13 protein-coding genes are annotated in these 14713 nt (G+C 66.2%); 11 read left to right on the top strand and 2 right to left on the bottom strand.

Translation table 11 applies throughout. The features are described 5' to 3' along the window. Nucleotides 1–327: 327 nt before the first annotated feature. Nucleotides 328–1314 carry a cytochrome-c peroxidase gene (locus tag QW881_RS19860; RefSeq protein WP_315753376.1) on the top strand — a complete coding sequence of 329 codons (987 nt, stop codon included), beginning with the start codon at nucleotides 328–330 and terminating at the stop codon, nucleotides 1312–1314. Between the two features lie 286 nt (nucleotides 1315–1600). On the opposite strand, the gene cysC is transcribed toward QW881_RS19860, so the two are convergent. Then, on the bottom strand, nucleotides 1601–3517 hold the full coding sequence (cysC, locus tag QW881_RS19855; RefSeq protein ID WP_315753375.1) for an adenylyl-sulfate kinase: 1917 nt from the start codon (nucleotides 3515–3517) through the stop codon (nucleotides 1601–1603). Between the two features lie 14 nt (nucleotides 3518–3531). Then, the gene (cysD, locus tag QW881_RS19850) at nucleotides 3532–4326 is read right to left on the bottom strand and encodes a sulfate adenylyltransferase subunit CysD (protein ID WP_315753951.1); all 795 of its coding nucleotides are present in this window, start codon (nucleotides 4324–4326) and stop codon (nucleotides 3532–3534) included. Nucleotides 4327–4560: 234 nt separating this feature from the next. Between cysD and cysG the strand changes: the two genes are divergently transcribed. The 10 genes from cysG (at nucleotide 4561) to QW881_RS19800 (ending at nucleotide 14633) form a co-directional block, all read left to right on the top strand. Further along, on the top strand, nucleotides 4561–5991 hold the full coding sequence (gene cysG, locus QW881_RS19845) for a siroheme synthase CysG (RefSeq protein ID WP_315753373.1): 1431 nt from the start codon (nucleotides 4561–4563) through the stop codon (nucleotides 5989–5991). Further along, nucleotides 5992–6306, top strand: a complete 315-nt coding sequence (locus QW881_RS19840) for a DUF2849 domain-containing protein (protein WP_315753371.1) — start codon at nucleotides 5992–5994, stop codon at nucleotides 6304–6306. It begins immediately after the preceding gene. A 10-nt stretch (nucleotides 6307–6316) separates the two neighbouring features. Then, on the top strand, nucleotides 6317–7972 hold the full coding sequence (locus QW881_RS19835) for a nitrite/sulfite reductase (protein ID WP_315753369.1): 1656 nt from the start codon (nucleotides 6317–6319) through the stop codon (nucleotides 7970–7972). Then, on the top strand, nucleotides 7959–8477 hold the full coding sequence (locus tag QW881_RS19830; RefSeq protein WP_315753367.1) for a DUF934 domain-containing protein: 519 nt from the start codon (nucleotides 7959–7961) through the stop codon (nucleotides 8475–8477). The genes QW881_RS19835 and QW881_RS19830 overlap by 14 nt, the downstream gene beginning before the upstream one ends. Further along, nucleotides 8474–9199, top strand: a complete 726-nt coding sequence (locus QW881_RS19825) for a phosphoadenylyl-sulfate reductase (protein WP_315753365.1) — start codon at nucleotides 8474–8476, stop codon at nucleotides 9197–9199. Before QW881_RS19830 ends, QW881_RS19825 begins: the two co-directional genes overlap by 4 nt. 475 nt (nucleotides 9200–9674) lie before the next feature. Beyond that, nucleotides 9675–10664, top strand: a complete 990-nt coding sequence (locus QW881_RS19820) for a sulfate ABC transporter substrate-binding protein (RefSeq protein ID WP_315753363.1) — start codon at nucleotides 9675–9677, stop codon at nucleotides 10662–10664. 208 nt (nucleotides 10665–10872) lie between these two features. Then, the gene (gene cysT / locus QW881_RS19815; protein ID WP_315753361.1) at nucleotides 10873–11709 is read left to right on the top strand and encodes a sulfate ABC transporter permease subunit CysT; all 837 of its coding nucleotides are present in this window, start codon (nucleotides 10873–10875) and stop codon (nucleotides 11707–11709) included. A gap of 8 nt (nucleotides 11710–11717) precedes the next feature. Then, nucleotides 11718–12626, top strand: a complete 909-nt coding sequence (gene cysW, locus QW881_RS19810; protein ID WP_315753359.1) for a sulfate ABC transporter permease subunit CysW — start codon at nucleotides 11718–11720, stop codon at nucleotides 12624–12626. Beyond that, a complete protein-coding gene (locus QW881_RS19805) occupies nucleotides 12616–13656 on the top strand; it encodes a sulfate ABC transporter ATP-binding protein (RefSeq protein WP_315753357.1) in 1041 nt (346 codons plus the stop codon). The genes cysW and QW881_RS19805 overlap by 11 nt, the downstream gene beginning before the upstream one ends. A gap of 461 nt (nucleotides 13657–14117) precedes the next feature. Continuing rightward, nucleotides 14118–14633 carry a CAP domain-containing protein gene (locus QW881_RS19800; protein ID WP_315753355.1) on the top strand — a complete coding sequence of 172 codons (516 nt, stop codon included), beginning with the start codon at nucleotides 14118–14120 and terminating at the stop codon, nucleotides 14631–14633. Nucleotides 14634–14713 lie beyond the last annotated feature (80 nt).

The raw sequence follows: 14713 nt of genomic DNA, 5'->3' as shown, positions 1-14713 counted from the left end.
TAGTTCTTCGGGTAGAAGGTGACCACGCTTGGCTGCGGCTGTCGCTCTGCTCGCCGATGTCGCGCGTGACGTCACGAGGCCGAATTTGAGCCAGGCTGCGGGCGGCACCTCGCGTGAGGCGTGTGCGGTCGACGATGTCGATCAAGCCGGGGTCGATGTCCCTCTCGCGCAAGATAGCGCGACCTGCTTACCATGAGACGTGGTCAGGCCGGCACGATGCTGTCGCTCAATCCCGCCCGCGCCGATTCATTGCCCCCGCACAGTCCCACTTCGGACGTAAAAGCTATCGATAACTACTTGCATCTAGTGGGGTGGGGGAGGCGCATTATGTCGTTCACTGGGCTGCGGTCGATCGTCCTGTGCCTCGGCCTGCTCGCTCTGCCCGCCCTCGCAGCCGACAAGTCGACGGCACCGTACCTTGCGGCGGCTCCGGAAAAGCCGACCTTGCTGCAAATGCTCGCTTCGGCGCTGAAGCCGAAATCCGCGCACCCGGCTGCGCCTGAGCACAGGCCGAGAATCCGCCAGGCTGCGGCGACCAGGAAGCCGAAGGCTTCCTCAACACCTGCTGCGACCGAGGAGCCGGCGGCCCTGCCCACCACGGTCGGTGCGGCAGCGGCGGCACCTGCGCAGCTCTCCGAAGCGGAGCTCGCCGCCAAAGGGCTGGAGCTGTTCAACGACGCCAGCCTCTCTGGCGGCGGCAAGGCCTCCTGCGCCACCTGCCACTTCTCGACCGGGCATACCAACAACAAGACCTATGTCGGCCTCGACGTGGTCGCCGACGGGGACCCCAATGGCCGGAATACGCCGACCCTGTGGGGCGTCGGCGAGCGCGCGGTGTTCGGCTGGGCCGGCCAGGCGCCGACCTTGGAAGACAGCATCCGCGGCATCATCGTCAACCGCATGAAGGGCCCGGAGCCAGCGAAGGAGACGCTGGCGGCGCTGGTCGCCTATGTGCGCACGCTCAACTATCCCGCCAACTGGCAGGTCAAGGAGGACGGCACGCCGAGGGAGGATGCGAGCGTGGCCGTGAAGCGCGGCTATGAGCTCTATATCGGCGATGGCGGCTGCGGCACGTGCCACCAATTGCCGAGCTTCGACAAGAAGAGCAAAGACGACATCGGCACCGGCGGCAAGTTCAAGGTGCCGACCCTGCACGCGGCCGCGTCGACCGCGCCATATTTCCACGACGGCCGCACCGCGTCGCTGCGCGACGCCGTCAAGCGGATGTGGGAGTTCTATGCCAAGAAGATGGAGACGCGGCTGCCGACCGAGGCCGAGCTCGACGATCTCACCGCCTATGTCGGCGCGCTGTAGCGTGGCACTGACAAAAAGCTGGCGGTCGCGTCTTCACCGTCATTCCGGGCGATTGGCAATGCGAAGGCGCGAAGCGGCTTCGCATTGACGATCGAACCCGGAATCTCGAGCTTGTTAAGAATAGACGCAAGACAATGTCGAGATTCCGGGTTCAAGGCCTGCGGCCTTGCCCCGGAATGACAGTGCGTATCACGAGCCTGACAGGCAAACGTGAGAGGCTTGACTATCTGCCAACCCTGTCATGGACCGCACGTGCGCGGTCCATGATCATGCAGTGACGACGCAATCAGATGTTGGCACCGAGATCGGCGATATCGTCGAACAGCACACCCGTCCGCGACAGCAGCGCCTCGAGCTCGTCGGTGGCGTCCGCAATCCCGCGCGTCGCGGTGTCGATCACCAGCTCCGCATCGAGCGGCGGCTCGTAGTCGGTGCCGATGCCGGTGAAGTTCTGCAGATTGCCGGCGCGGGCCTTGGCGTAGTGGCCCTTCGGGTCGCGGCTCTCGCAGATCTCGGCGGCCGTCGCGACGTAGACCTCACGGAACAGGTCGCCGGCGACGCGACGGGCGGCCGCGCGGTCCTCGCGCGCGGGCGACACCGCCGCGACGATCGCGATGTGGCCGTTGCGGGCGAGATGGGTCGCGACCTCGGCGAGGCGGCGGATGTTCTCGGCGCGATCCTCCGGCGTGAAGCCGAGATCCTTGTTGAGGCCGGCGCGGACGGTGTCGCCGTCGAGCAGCACCGGGGCGCCGCCGCGGCTGAACAGCCGCCGCTCCAGGGCGCGGGCGAGCGTCGACTTGCCGGCGCCGGGCAGGCCGGTCATCCACACGACGGCGCCCTTGTGGCGATAGCGATCGGCGCGCTCCTGCGGCTGCAGCGCCGATTCCACCGGCATGATGTCGACCGGCGCGGCGCGCTTGCCGGCATCGACCGTGAGCACCAGACCGCCGCCGGCGATGCGGCCCTGGACCTCGATGACGAGGCGGCCGGTGCGGGCGTTCTCGGCGTAGGGATCGATGGCGACCGGCTGTGTCAGCGCGATCTCGATCTCGCCGACATGGTTGCGCGCGATCGCGGCATTCTGCTCGTTGGACAGCGAGCCCGGATCGACCGCCTTCTCGATCGCGACCACGCTGCCGCGCGCCTCGCGGGTGCCGAGCCGCACCAGGATGCTGTCCCCCTTGGCGAGCGGCTGGTCGTGCAGCCAGAAGATGCGCGCGTGCAGGCGTCGAGCCGCCTGCGGCTCGCGGCCGACATGGGCGATGACGTCGCCGCGCTCGATGAACAGCTCGCGGTCGAGCGTGATGCCGACCGAGCGGCCGGCGCCCTGCGGCGCCGTCACCGGCGTCTGCGGCCAGCCCTCGACGGTCTTGATCTTGGCGATCTTGCCGGCCGGCATGATCACGATCTCGTCGCCGGTCTTGAGCTCGCCGGCCTCGATGCGGCCGGCGACGATGCGACGGTCGTCGAATTTGTAGATCGCCTGCACCGGCAGACGCAGCGGCAGGCTCGACAGCGGCTTTGCCGGCTCCAGGCCATCGAGCGCCTCGACCACGGTCGGGCCGCCATACCAGCCGATCCGCGAGGTCAGCTGGGCGACGCCGTCGCCGTCGCGCGCCGAGATCGGAATGATCGCGACCGGCTCGACACCGAGGCCCTCGAGATGCGCGGAGATCTCGGCCTTGATCGTGTCGAAGCGCTCCTCGCTGAAATCGACGCGGTCCATCTTGTTGACGACGACCGCCACCTGCTTCACGCCGAGCAGATGCAGCAGATAGCCGTGGCGCCGGGTCTGGTCGCGCACGCCTTCCAGCGCGTCGATGATCAGCACCGCCCCGTCGGCCTGCGAGGCGCCGGTGATCATGTTGCGCAGGAATTCGGCGTGGCCGGGCGCGTCGATCAGCACGACCTCGCGCGCATTGGTGCGGAAGCGGATCTGCGTGGTGTCGATGGTGATGCCCTGGTCGCGCTCGGTCTGCAGCGCATCGAGCAGGAACGACCATTCGAACGGCATGCCGCGCCGGGCCGAGACCGCCTGCAGCATTTCGAGCTTGCCCTCGGGCAGGCTGCCGGTCTCATGCAGCAGGCGGCCGACCAGCGTCGACTTGCCGTGATCGACATGGCCGACGATCACGATGCGGACCTGCGGACGGGTGGTGCCGTTCGGCGTGGCGGGGGCGGCTGACGGGACTCGCATGTTCATGGCCTCGTCCCCGCTCACAGATAGCCGGCGACGCGAAGCCGCTCGAAGGCGTCCTCGGTCTCGTGGTCGAGCGCGCGGCCGGCGCGCTCCGGCACCTTGGTGCTTTCGAGCTCGGCGAGAATCTCGGGGATGTTGGAGGCGTTGGATGCCACTGGGAAGGTGATGTCCTGATCGCCGAGCGAGCGGTAGCGCTGGCCGTTCCTGGACAGATAGAGCGGGATGATCGGGATGTTCTCGCGCGCCGTGTAGGCCCAGATGTCGGCCTCGGTCCAATGCAGGATCGGATGGATGCGCAAGTGAGCGCCCTGTGGCGGCGAGGCGTTGAAGTGATCCCAGAACTCCGGCGGCTGGTCGCGGACGTCCCAATGGCCTTCGGCGCCGCGCGGCGAGAACACGCGCTCCTTGGCGCGCGTCGCTTCCTCGTCGCGGCGGATGCCGGCGATCAGGCCGTCGAAGCCGTGCTTGGCGAGCGCCATCTTCAGGCCTTCGGTCTTGCGCGCAGCCGAGCGCGCCGCGGGGGGCAGGGTCGGATCCACCGCGTCGATCGGCGGGCACGGCTCGACCTTGAGATCGAGGCCCCATTCCTTCGCGTAGGTGTCGCGGAAGACGTACATCTCCGGAAACTTCTTGGCCGTGTCGACATGCATGGCCGGAAACGGCACACGGCCGAAGAAGGCCTTGCGCGCGAGCCAGATCATGACGTTGGAATCTTTTCCCAGCGACCACAGCAAGGCGAGCTTCTTCAGCCGTGCAAAGGCCTCGCGGAGAATGTAAATGCTCTGCGCCTCGAGCTGGTCGAGATGATCCATGGTCGGCGCGGCACTGAGGACACGCGGCATGGAAGATGCTTGCTCGATCTCGGAAGAGGGCACCCGATCTCTGGAAACGTCGTTGGTGAGAATGTGCATGCTATCAGTCATCGCCTGCTTGGGAGAAAATTCTATGGCGAGGCCAAGGAATAATTTTCTCTTTACGTGTGCGGCGTGACACTTATATAGAAAATAATTCCAGTCAACCCCGAAGTGCCGAAACCGAAGAACGCAATGCAATATCTGCCGGTGTTTCTCGATCTGAAGACCGGCCCCGTGCTGCTGATCGGCGCGGGCGAGCTCGTGCGCGCCAAGCTTCGCGTGTTGCTGTCCGCGGGCGCGCGCATCCGCTGGTTCGCCACCGACGGCGACTTCGATCTCGCGGGTCTGCGCGATGAGCACGGCCAGATCGAGCGCGCCGAAGGCGACCCGCTGAGCGCCGATCTCACTGGCGTCATCGCCGTGCTATGCGCGGGCGCCGGCGACATCGGCGTTGCGATGTCGGTGCGGGCGCGCAGCGTCGGCCTGCCCGTCAACGTGATGGATGACCTCGCGCATTCCAGCTTCATCTTTCCGGCGATCGTCGATCGCGGCGACGTCGTGGTGGCGATCGGGACCGGCGGCTCATCGCCGGTGGTGGCACGCCGTGTGCGCGAGCGCATCGAGGCGCTGCTGCCGGCGCGGATCGGCGAGCTCGCGAGCTTCATCGGCGACTTCCGCAGGACCATCAATCCGCTGATCACCGAGATGCCGCTGCGCCGCCGCTTCTGGGAGCGCATCGTCGACGGCCCGATCGGCGCGCTGGTGCTCGCGGGGCGCAAGCACGAGGCCGCGGCGGCGCTGAATGGCATCGCCGATCCGACCGCGTTCGCGGGCGCGGATCATGCGGGCCGCAGCGAAGGCCATGTGACCCTGGTCGGTGCCGGCCCCGGTGATCCGGACCTGCTGACGATCAAGGCGCTGCGCGCGCTGCAGGATGCCGACGTCGTCTACTACGACGAGCTGGTCACGCCCGAAATTCTCGACCGCATTCGCCGCGATGCCGCGCGCGTGCCGGTCGGCCGCCGCGTCGGCAAGCCCGGCATCGGCCAGGACGCCGTCAACAAGCTCTTGATCGAGGCGGCGCGCGACGGCAAGCGCGCGGTGCGTCTGAAGGGCGGCGATGCCTTCGTGTTCGGCCGCGGCGGCGAGGAGGTCGACGCGCTGCGCAAGGCCGGCGTGTCCTACACGATCGTGCCCGGCATCACCGCCGGTATCGGTGCTGCCGCGCAGTTCGAGGTGCCGCTGACCTTCCGCAGCAAGGCGCTGCGCATCACCTTCCTCACCGCGCACAAGGAGCGCGATGCCGAGGCGGTGGACTGGTCGGCGCTGACGGACACCAAGATGACCGTCGTCGTCTACATGGGCATGACGGCCGCACCCGCCGTGCGCACCGGGCTCCTCGCCGCCGGCCGCTCGCCGCAGACGCCGGTCGGCGTGTTCGCGAAGGTGACGCGCTCCGATGCGCAGGCTGCGGTCGGCACGCTCGATCAGTTGCCGGATCTCGTCGGCCAAATCGATGGCGGCCCGGCCATCCTCATCATCGGTGATGTCGTGGCGCATTCGGCGCCGTGGCGTCAGCAGAACCTCAGTGGCGTGATCGCAAAACTCCTGGAACCCGTCTGAATGACCTCTCCGCTGCAACAGAAGATCAAGATCACCGGTCCCTCGATCATCACCGCGAACCGGACCTGGGACGGCGCGGTGATCTACCGCACCGGCACCAAGAGCTGGTCAGATGAGCTGAGCGATGCTGCGATCGTGCGCACCGCCGATGAGGCGCGCGCGCTGCTGTCGGAAGCGGTGGCCGATGATCTCGGCGCCATCGGCCCCTATATCGCGCCGGTCGAGGTCGCTGCCGACGGCGCGGTCAAGCCCGGCAATATGCGCGAACACATCCGGCTCACGGGCGCCACCATCGCGCTCCCGGCTCAAGCCTGAAGGCTCTCTCATGTACGCTTATGACGAAATCGATCGGACCCTGGTCAACGAGCGCGTCGCCGAATTCCGCGACCAGGTGAAGCGGCGCCTGTCGGGCGAGCTCTCCGAGGACGAGTTCAAGATGCTGCGGCTGCAGAACGGCGTCTATCTGCAGCTCCACGCCTACATGTACCGCATCGCCATTCCCTACGGCACGCTGGCGTCGAACCAGTTGCGCCGGCTGGCGCATGTGGCGCGCCGCTACGACCGCGGCTACGGCCACTTCACGACCCGGCAGAACATCCAGTTCAACTGGATCAAGCTCGCCGAGCTGCCCGATGCGATGGCCGACCTCGCCGAGGTCGGCATCCAGTCGATGCAGACCTCCGGCAACAACATGCGCAACGTCACCTCGGACCAGTGGGCCGGCGTGGCGCCGGGCGAGATCGAGGACCCGCGCATCTGGGCCGAGCTCTTGCGCCAGTTCACGACCCTGCATCCGGAATTCTCGTTCCTGCCGCGCAAGTTCAAGATCGCGATCACGGCGTCCGAGCATGACCGCGCCGCGATCAAGATCCACGACATCGGCCTGCGTCTGCTCAAGAACGCGCAGGGCGAGACCGGGTTCGAGGTGCTGGTCGGCGGCGGCCTGGGACGCTCGCCGTTCATCGCCAAGACCATCAAGCCGTTCGTCCATGGCCACGACATCCTCAGCTATGTCGAGGCCATCCTGCGCGTCTACAACCAGTACGGCCGCCGCGACAACATCTACAAGGCGCGCATCAAGATCCTGGTGCACGAGCTCGGTATCGAGAAGTTCGCGTCCGAGGTCGAGGAGGAGTGGCAGCAGATCCGCGACGGCGTGCTCAAGCTCGATCAGGGGATCATCGAGGACATCCGCTCGCGCTTCTTCTATCCGGCCTACGAGACGCTGCCGCACATGCCGGAGGAGCTGAAGCAGGCCGCGCACGATCCGAAGTTCGAGGCCTGGCGCAAGAACGCGGTCTTCCCGCACAAGGTGCAGGGCTATGCCATCGTGACCGTGTCGCTGAAGCCGGTCGGCAAGCCGCCGGGCGATGCGACCGCCGACCAGATGGATGCGCTGGCCGACATCGCCGACAAATACTCGTTCGGCGAAATCCGTGTCGGGCATGAGCAGAATCTGGCGCTGCCGCATGTGCGCAAGCGTGATCTGCCCGCGGTGTGGAAGGCGCTCGAGGCGATCGGCCTCGCCATCCCCAACGTCAATCTCGTTTCCGACATCATTGCGTGCCCGGGACTGGACTACTGCTCGCTGGCGAACGCGCGCTCGATCCCGATCGCGCAGGAGATCACGCGCCGCTTCGCCAATCACGACACGGCGAACCTGATCGGCCGGCTGCACATCAACATCTCCGGCTGCATCAATGCCTGCGGCCATCACCATGTCGGTCACATCGGCATCCTCGGCGTCGAGAAGAACAACGAGGAATTCTACCAGATCACGATCGGCGGCCGCGCCGATGAGGGCGCCGTGCTCGGCACCCTGATCGGACCGGCGGTGCCCTATGCCGAGGTCGCCGACGTCGTCGAGGACATCGTCGAAGCCTATCTTGCGCTGCGCGCGAGCCCTGAGGAGCTGTTCGTCGATACGGTGAAGCGGCTCGGGGTCGAACCATTCAGGGAGCGGGTTTATGCCACTCGTTAAGGGCGGACACATCATCGCGGACGCGTTCGTCCGCCTCACCGACGATGCCGAGCTGCCGGCGCAGGGCGCGATCCTCGTCTCGGAGACGCGCTTTCTCGCCGGCCCGGACGCGCTGGTCAGCCGCAGCGGCGGCAAGCTCGGCGTGATCTGGCCGAACAATCGCGACGTCGACGATCTCGTGCCCTATCTCGATCGGCTCGCGCTGATCGCGCTGGTTTTTCCGAGCTTCCGCGACGGTCGCGCCTACACCCAGGCGCGTCTGTTGCGTGAGCGCTACGGCTATCGCGGCGAGCTGCGCGCGACCGGGCAGGTGCTGCGTGACCAGTTCGTGTTCATGCTGCGCGCCGGCTTCGACGCCTTCGAGGTCAAGAAGCAGGCGGATGCCGAGGCCTTCACCGAGACCGTGAAACGCTATTCGGTGTTCTACCAGCCGACCGGCGACGGCCGTATCTCGGCGCTGCATCAGCGCCTGCAACTGCGTCATTCGGAGAGTGCCGGGCTGTGAGCACGCTGGCCGCATCGCCTTCGGTTGCGGAGATCCCTGTCGCGGCGCTCGACGCCGCGCTGCGCACGGCCGCGCCGCATGAGGTCATTGCCGCTGCTCTCGAGGCGATCGGTCGCGAGCGGCTGACGGTGGTGTCGTCGTTCGGAACGGAGTCGGCGGCGCTGCTGAAGGTGACGGCCGACGTTGATCCGGCGATCCCGGTGATCTTCCTCGACACCGGGCACATGTTCGCGGAGACGCTGGCCTATCGCGACCAGCTCATCGAGATTCTCGGCCTGCGGGACGTACGCTCGATCAAGCCCGACGCCGCGGCGCTGGCGCGCGAGGATGCCGACAACGAGTTGTGGTTCTCTGATCCCGACGCCTGCTGCCGCATCCGCAAGGTCGAGCCGCTGGCACGCGCGCTGGCGCCGTTCGCGGCCTGGATCAATGGCCGCAAGCGTTTCCAGGGCGGACTACGTGCGGCCATCCCGGTCGTCGAGCAGGACGGCGCGCGCGTGAAGTTCAATCCGTTTGCGAACGTGACGCGAGAGGACATCGCCGAGATCTACCGCTCGGCCAACCTGCCGCAGCATCCGCTGGTCGCCTCCGGCTTCCGCTCGATCGGCTGCATGCCCTGCACCAGCCGCTCGGATTCAGCCGAGGACGAGCGCGCCGGCCGCTGGCGCGGCCGCGGCAAGACAGAGTGCGGCATCCACACGGTGGCGACGTCGTCGGTGTAGGCTGCATGCGGCCATGAACATCGTGTTCGTGGAGAAGGACAGCGCGGATATCGAACGACGTCCTTGGCCTCGCGGACTGCTTCCACCCCTCATCCTGAGGAGCCCGCCCCGAGACGGGTGTCTCGAAGGATGAGGCTCGGACCACCTCTGCCGACGGCACTCCAGCCGTGCGTCTTCAACACCGACACACGCTCCCACTCAGGGGGTGCATTCCGTGGCGAGAACAAGCGATGAACAAAGTCAAGCGCGATCGGGTGTCATGCGAGTTGGATCACGCCCATTCGCTGTGCTTCGCGCCCTCACGACGACAATGTGTCGCCGAGAAGAACAGCTATTCCGTAGCGCCCCGCTCCGTAGCAAAATGCCGATGTCCCGCCGGAAACAAAAGAATCCGGTTTCGTTGACTCTGCGCCGTACATCCGGCGATCTGCAATGCGCGCCTGCAGCATTGCGGGCCTGGGAATGGAGAGCTTGGATGATGTGGCGTGTTCTGGCTGTAGTCGCGGGCCTGGCATGGACGGGGTCGGCCGTTGCTGCCGACGTAAACCTGCTCAACGTGTCCTACGACCCGACCCGCGAACTCTATGTCGAGTTCAACAAGGCGTTTTCAGCCGCCTACCAGAAGGAGACCGGCAAGAGCGTCGAGGTCAAGCAGTCGCATGGCGGCTCCGGTGCGCAGGCCCGCAGCGTGATCGATGGGCTGCAGGCCGATGTCGTGACGCTGGCGCTCGCCTATGACATCGACGCGATCGCGGGCAAGGGTCTGCTCGACAAGGAGTGGCAGAAGCGGCTGCCGCAGAATGCCTCGCCCTATACGTCGACCATTGTCTTCCTGGTCCGGAAGGGCAATCCCAAGGGCATCAAGGATTGGGACGATCTGCTCAAGAAGGGCGTCGAGGTGATCACGCCCAATCCGAAGACGTCCGGCGGCGCGCGCTGGAACTATCTCGCCGCCTGGGGCTATGCGCTGAAGAAGTTCGGCTCGGTCGACAAGGCCAAGCAGTTCGTCGGCGACCTCTACCAGCACGTCCCTGTGCTCGATACCGGCGCCCGCGGCGCCACCGTGACCTTCGTGGAGCGCGGTGTCGGCGACGTTCTGCTCGCCTGGGAGAACGAGGCCTATCTGGCGCTGCGCGAGTTTGGCAAGGACAAGTTCGAGATCGTCGCCCCGCAGCTGTCGATCCTGGCCGAACCACCAGTTGCGGTGGTCGATTCGGTGGTCGACAGGAAGGGCACGCGGAGTGTGGCTGAATCCTACCTGAAATACTGGTATACAAAGGAAGGTCAGGAAATTGCCGCACGCAACTCCTACCGTCCGCGGGATCCCGAGGTCGCCAAGAAGTACGAGGCGGCCTTCGCCAAGGTCGAGCTGTTCACCATCGACGAGGTGTTCGGCGGCTGGACCAAGGCCCAAAAGGAGCATTTTGCGGAAGGCGGTATCTTCGATCAAATCTACAAGAATTGATCGAATCGGAAGGAACGAGTTGGTGGCAGCCGGTCTGATACGGCTTCGAGACAGTAAGGCAACAAGCTGGCGTTGCGGCGATCTGCGACATTGCGCATGAGACGCTGTCCCCGGTCTCGATTTGCCGAGACGAGGCTGGGGGCGGCGGGCGGACACCACAATCGATTCAAGCCCATCGACACCGATCATCAACGGACCAGGCCTTTTTTTGAACGTACTTGCACCACGTCGCAGCACCTTGCCGGGCTTTGGTCTCACCATGGGACTGACGCTGACCTGGCTGTCTCTGATCGTCCTGATTCCGCTTGCGGGGCTGTTCGTCCGCTCAACCGATCTCAGCCTCGACCAGTTCTGGGACATCGTCACCAGCCGGCGCACGTTGAGCGCACTCAAGATCTCGTTCGGCCTCGCCTTCGCCGCAGCCTGCGTGAATCTCGTGATGGGCACCGTCGTCGTGTGGGCGCTGGTGCGCTACCGCTTTCCGGGGCGCCGACTGTTCGACGCGATCGTCGACGTTCCGTTCGCGCTGCCGACGGCAGTGGCCGGCGTCGCACTGACTGCGCTGTTCACCCAGAAGGGCTGGCTCGGCGCGCCGCTCGCCGCGATGGGGATCAAGGTGGCGTTCACGCCGCTCGGCATCTTCGTCGCGATGATCTTCATCGGCATCCCCTTCGTCGTCCGCACGGTGCAGCCGGTGCTGATCGATCTCGATCCGGAGATCGAGGAGGCGGCGGCGAGCCTCGGCGCCGGGCGCTGGCAGATCGTGACCCGTGTGATCCTGCCGAGCCTGACGCCGGCGCTGCTCACAGGCTTCGCACTCGCCTTTGCGCGCGCGGTCGGCGAGTACGGATCGGTGATCTTCATTGCCGGCAATCTGCCGAACGTCTCCGAGATCGCGCCGCTGCTGATCGTGATCCGGCTGTCCGAATTCCGCTACGCCGATGCCACCGCGATCGCGGTGGTCATGCTCGTCGTGGCGTTCCTGATCATCTTTGCCGTGAACCGGTTGCAGCGCTGGGCGCAGAGCCGGGCGCCCTTGAACTAGGACCCGACATGAGCGTGGAGATGACCCTGCAGGCGCCGTCCGTGGCATCGTCCGCGACCAGCCCGCGCCTGGCGCAGGCCGGCCGCCCCGATCCGCGCACCGAGCCGCGCCTGGTCCGCATCGTCATCACGACGTTGGCATTGGCGTTCCTGTCGGTGTTCGTGGTGCTGCCGCTGATCGTCGTGTTCGTGGAAGCGTTCGGCAAGGGCATCGCGGCCTATTTCGCCGCGCTTGCCGACGGTGAGGCGTGGGATGCGATCCGCCTGACGCTGCTGGTGGCGCTGGTCTCGGTCGGGACCAATCTCGTGTTCGGCCTGTGCGCCGCCTGGGCGATCGCCAAGTTCGATTTTCCGGGCAAGACGTTCCTGATCACCCTGATCGATCTGCCGTTTTCGGTGAGCCCGGTGATATCGGGCCTCGTGTTCGTGCTGCTGTTCGGCGCGCAGGGGTTCTTCGGTCCGTGGATGCAGAGCCATGGCCTGCAGATCCTGTTCGCATTTCCCGGCATCGCGCTGGCCACCGTGTTCGTGACCTTTCCGTTCGTCGCGCGCGCGCTGATCCCGCTGATGCAGGAGCAGGGCACGCAAGAGGAGGAGGCGGCGATTTCGCTCGGCGCGTCCGGCCTGCAGACGTTCTTCCGCGTCACCTTGCCGAACATCAAATGGGGCGTGCTGTATGGCGTGCTGCTCTGCAACGCGCGCGCGATGGGCGAGTTCGGCGCCGTCTCGGTGGTGTCCGGCCATATCCGCGGCGAGACCAATACGATGCCGCTGCTGGTCGAGATCCTCTACAACGAATACCAGATGGTCGCCTCGTTCGCGATCGCCTCGCTATTGGCGATGCTCGCGCTGATCACGCTGGTCGTTAAAACCGTCCTCGAACGGCAACTCGATGAGGGAGGTCAGCATGACCATTGAAGTCAGGGGTGTCGTCAAGACGTTCGGCACGTTCAAGGCGCTCGACGGCGTCGATCTCAAGGTCGCCGACGGCGAATTGCTGGCGCTGCTGGGCCCGTCCGGGTCGGGCAAGACGACCTTGCTGCGGATCATCGCCGGGCTGGATTGGCCTGATGCCGGCGAGATCCTGTTCGACGGCGAGAGCGCGCTCGATCGCGGCGCGCGCGAGCGCCATGTCGGCTTCGTGTTCCAGCACTACGCGCTGTTCCGGCACATGAACGTGTTCGAGAACGTCGCCTTTGGCCTGCGCGTGCAGCCGCGCCGCGTCCGCAAGAGCGAGGCGGAGATCCGCGCGCGCGTGAAGGAGCTGCTGGATCTCGTGCAGCTCGACTGGCTCGCCGATCGCTATCCGAGCCAGCTCTCCGGCGGCCAGCGCCAGCGCATCGCGCTGGCGCGTGCGCTCGCCATCGAGCCGCGCATCCTCTTGCTCGACGAGCCGTTCGGCGCGCTCGACGCCAAGGTGCGCAAGGAGCTGCGGCAATGGCTGCGCACCTTGCATCACTCCATCAACGTCACCTCGATCTTCGTCACCCACGACCAGGAGGAGGCGCTCGAGGTGGCGCACCGCGTGGTGGTGATGGACAAGGGCCGGATCGAGCAGGTCGGCTCGCCGAGCGACGTCTACGACGCGCCGGCGACGGCGTTCGTCCACGGCTTCATCGGCGAGTCGATCATGCTGCCGGTCGAGATCACCGGCGGCGCGGTGCACCTCAAGGGACGCCCGCTCGATCTCGCGGCCGAGGGCGCGGCGGCCGGGGCCTCCACCTTGTTCGTGCGCCGCCACGACATGGTGATCGGTCCGGCCGGCAGCGGAACGCTGGACGGCGACATCACTCATGTCCGCAGCTTCGGCCCGGTGCAGCGCGCCGAAATCGCGCTGGCGGAGGGCGTCGCGACGATCGAGATCGACGCCCCGCGTGACCGCGAGCTCAGGATCGGCGAGCGGGTCGGACTGAAGCCGCGGCATTATCGGATCTTTGCGGGCGGGTAGGGGCGCGTGTCGCGCGCAGGCGCGGCCGGGGCGTCGGACGATGTATGTCCAACTCGAGCTCCGATCACCTGTAGTCGAAGTCCCAGACTGCCGATCACAAGACCGGTGTCCCGGACAAGCCCGGCAACGCGTCAGCGCTGCTGGGCGCCGATCCGGGATCCAGCCGCCGTGAACCTGTTTGAGGCACGCTGGAAGCGGCATCGCGTTTCGCCATGACTGCCGCGGAGTATGGGTCCCGGCGCGGGGGCGGGGACGACACCGAATTTTCAGCGCCGTTCTTGGCGTGATCGCACGGACGGTCCGCGCCGCCACGGCGCTTGACCGCGTGGACGTTATGGTTGACGAACCGTTGCCGACCGGATTGGCCGCAATTGTACCGATGGAACTTACCTCCGATTCACCTTTCAGCCACGGTTGATGTGCAACAACCCGCCTCTCTCGTCGGCATAGGGACTGGTTCATTGAAGCATCTGGCACTCGCTCTCTCCGTTGCATTCCTGCTCGCCGGCTGCGCGGCTGAGACGCCGGTGGTGCAGGCGCCGACCATGTATGCCGACATGGCGGTCGCGGGCGCGAAGCTCGATGCTGTCGCTGCCGCGACGATGATCTCGCAATACCGCCAGAACAACGGGCTCGGCATGGTCGAGGTCGATCCCGAGCTGATGCGGCTCGCGGAGTCGCAGTCGCAGGCGATGGCCGACAAGAACAAGCTCGATCATGACGTGCGCGCGCCGCTGGCGAAGCGCTTGACCGGCGCGGGATATGATGCGGCGGTCGCGGTCGAGAACGTCTCGGCGGGCTACCACACGCTGGCGGAGGCCTTCTCGGGCTGGCGCGACTCGCCGCCGCATCGCGCCAACATGCTGAAAAATGGTGTCACAAAAATAGGCATCGCAGCGAGCTATGCTCCGAATACCAAGTACAAAGTGTTCTGGACCATGATCCTGGCCGCGCCGGACGGCAAGAAGCCCTCCTGACAGGCAGGGCTGCCGCCGCCTTGCGCAGGCCGCGTGCGCGCCGTCGCGCGCGAGTCAGGACCGACCTAGCCCTTGGCGTG

This window comes from Bradyrhizobium sp. SZCCHNS3016 (assembly GCF_032484535.1).
GTDB lineage: Bacteria > Pseudomonadota > Alphaproteobacteria > Rhizobiales > Xanthobacteraceae > Bradyrhizobium.
The sequence above is the reverse complement of the archived record's forward strand: the minus strand, read 5'-3'. Positions and strand labels throughout refer to the sequence as shown.

Coding starts and splice junctions, on each gene's coding strand:
- QW881_RS19860 (WP_315753376.1), top strand. CDS start 328: ATGTCGTTCACTGGGCTGCGGTCGATCGTCCTGTGCCTCGGCCTGCTC.
- cysC (WP_315753375.1), bottom strand. CDS start 3,517: ATGAACATGCGAGTCCCGTCAGCCGCCCCCGCCACGCCGAACGGCACC.
- cysD (WP_315753951.1), bottom strand. CDS start 4,326: ATGGATCATCTCGACCAGCTCGAGGCGCAGAGCATTTACATTCTCCGC.
- cysG (WP_315753373.1), top strand. CDS start 4,561: ATGCAATATCTGCCGGTGTTTCTCGATCTGAAGACCGGCCCCGTGCTG.
- QW881_RS19840 (WP_315753371.1), top strand. CDS start 5,992: ATGACCTCTCCGCTGCAACAGAAGATCAAGATCACCGGTCCCTCGATC.
- QW881_RS19835 (WP_315753369.1), top strand. CDS start 6,317: ATGTACGCTTATGACGAAATCGATCGGACCCTGGTCAACGAGCGCGTC.
- QW881_RS19830 (WP_315753367.1), top strand. CDS start 7,959: ATGCCACTCGTTAAGGGCGGACACATCATCGCGGACGCGTTCGTCCGC.
- QW881_RS19820 (WP_315753363.1), top strand. CDS start 9,675: ATGATGTGGCGTGTTCTGGCTGTAGTCGCGGGCCTGGCATGGACGGGG.
- cysW (WP_315753359.1), top strand. CDS start 11,718: ATGAGCGTGGAGATGACCCTGCAGGCGCCGTCCGTGGCATCGTCCGCG.
- QW881_RS19805 (WP_315753357.1), top strand. CDS start 12,616: ATGACCATTGAAGTCAGGGGTGTCGTCAAGACGTTCGGCACGTTCAAG.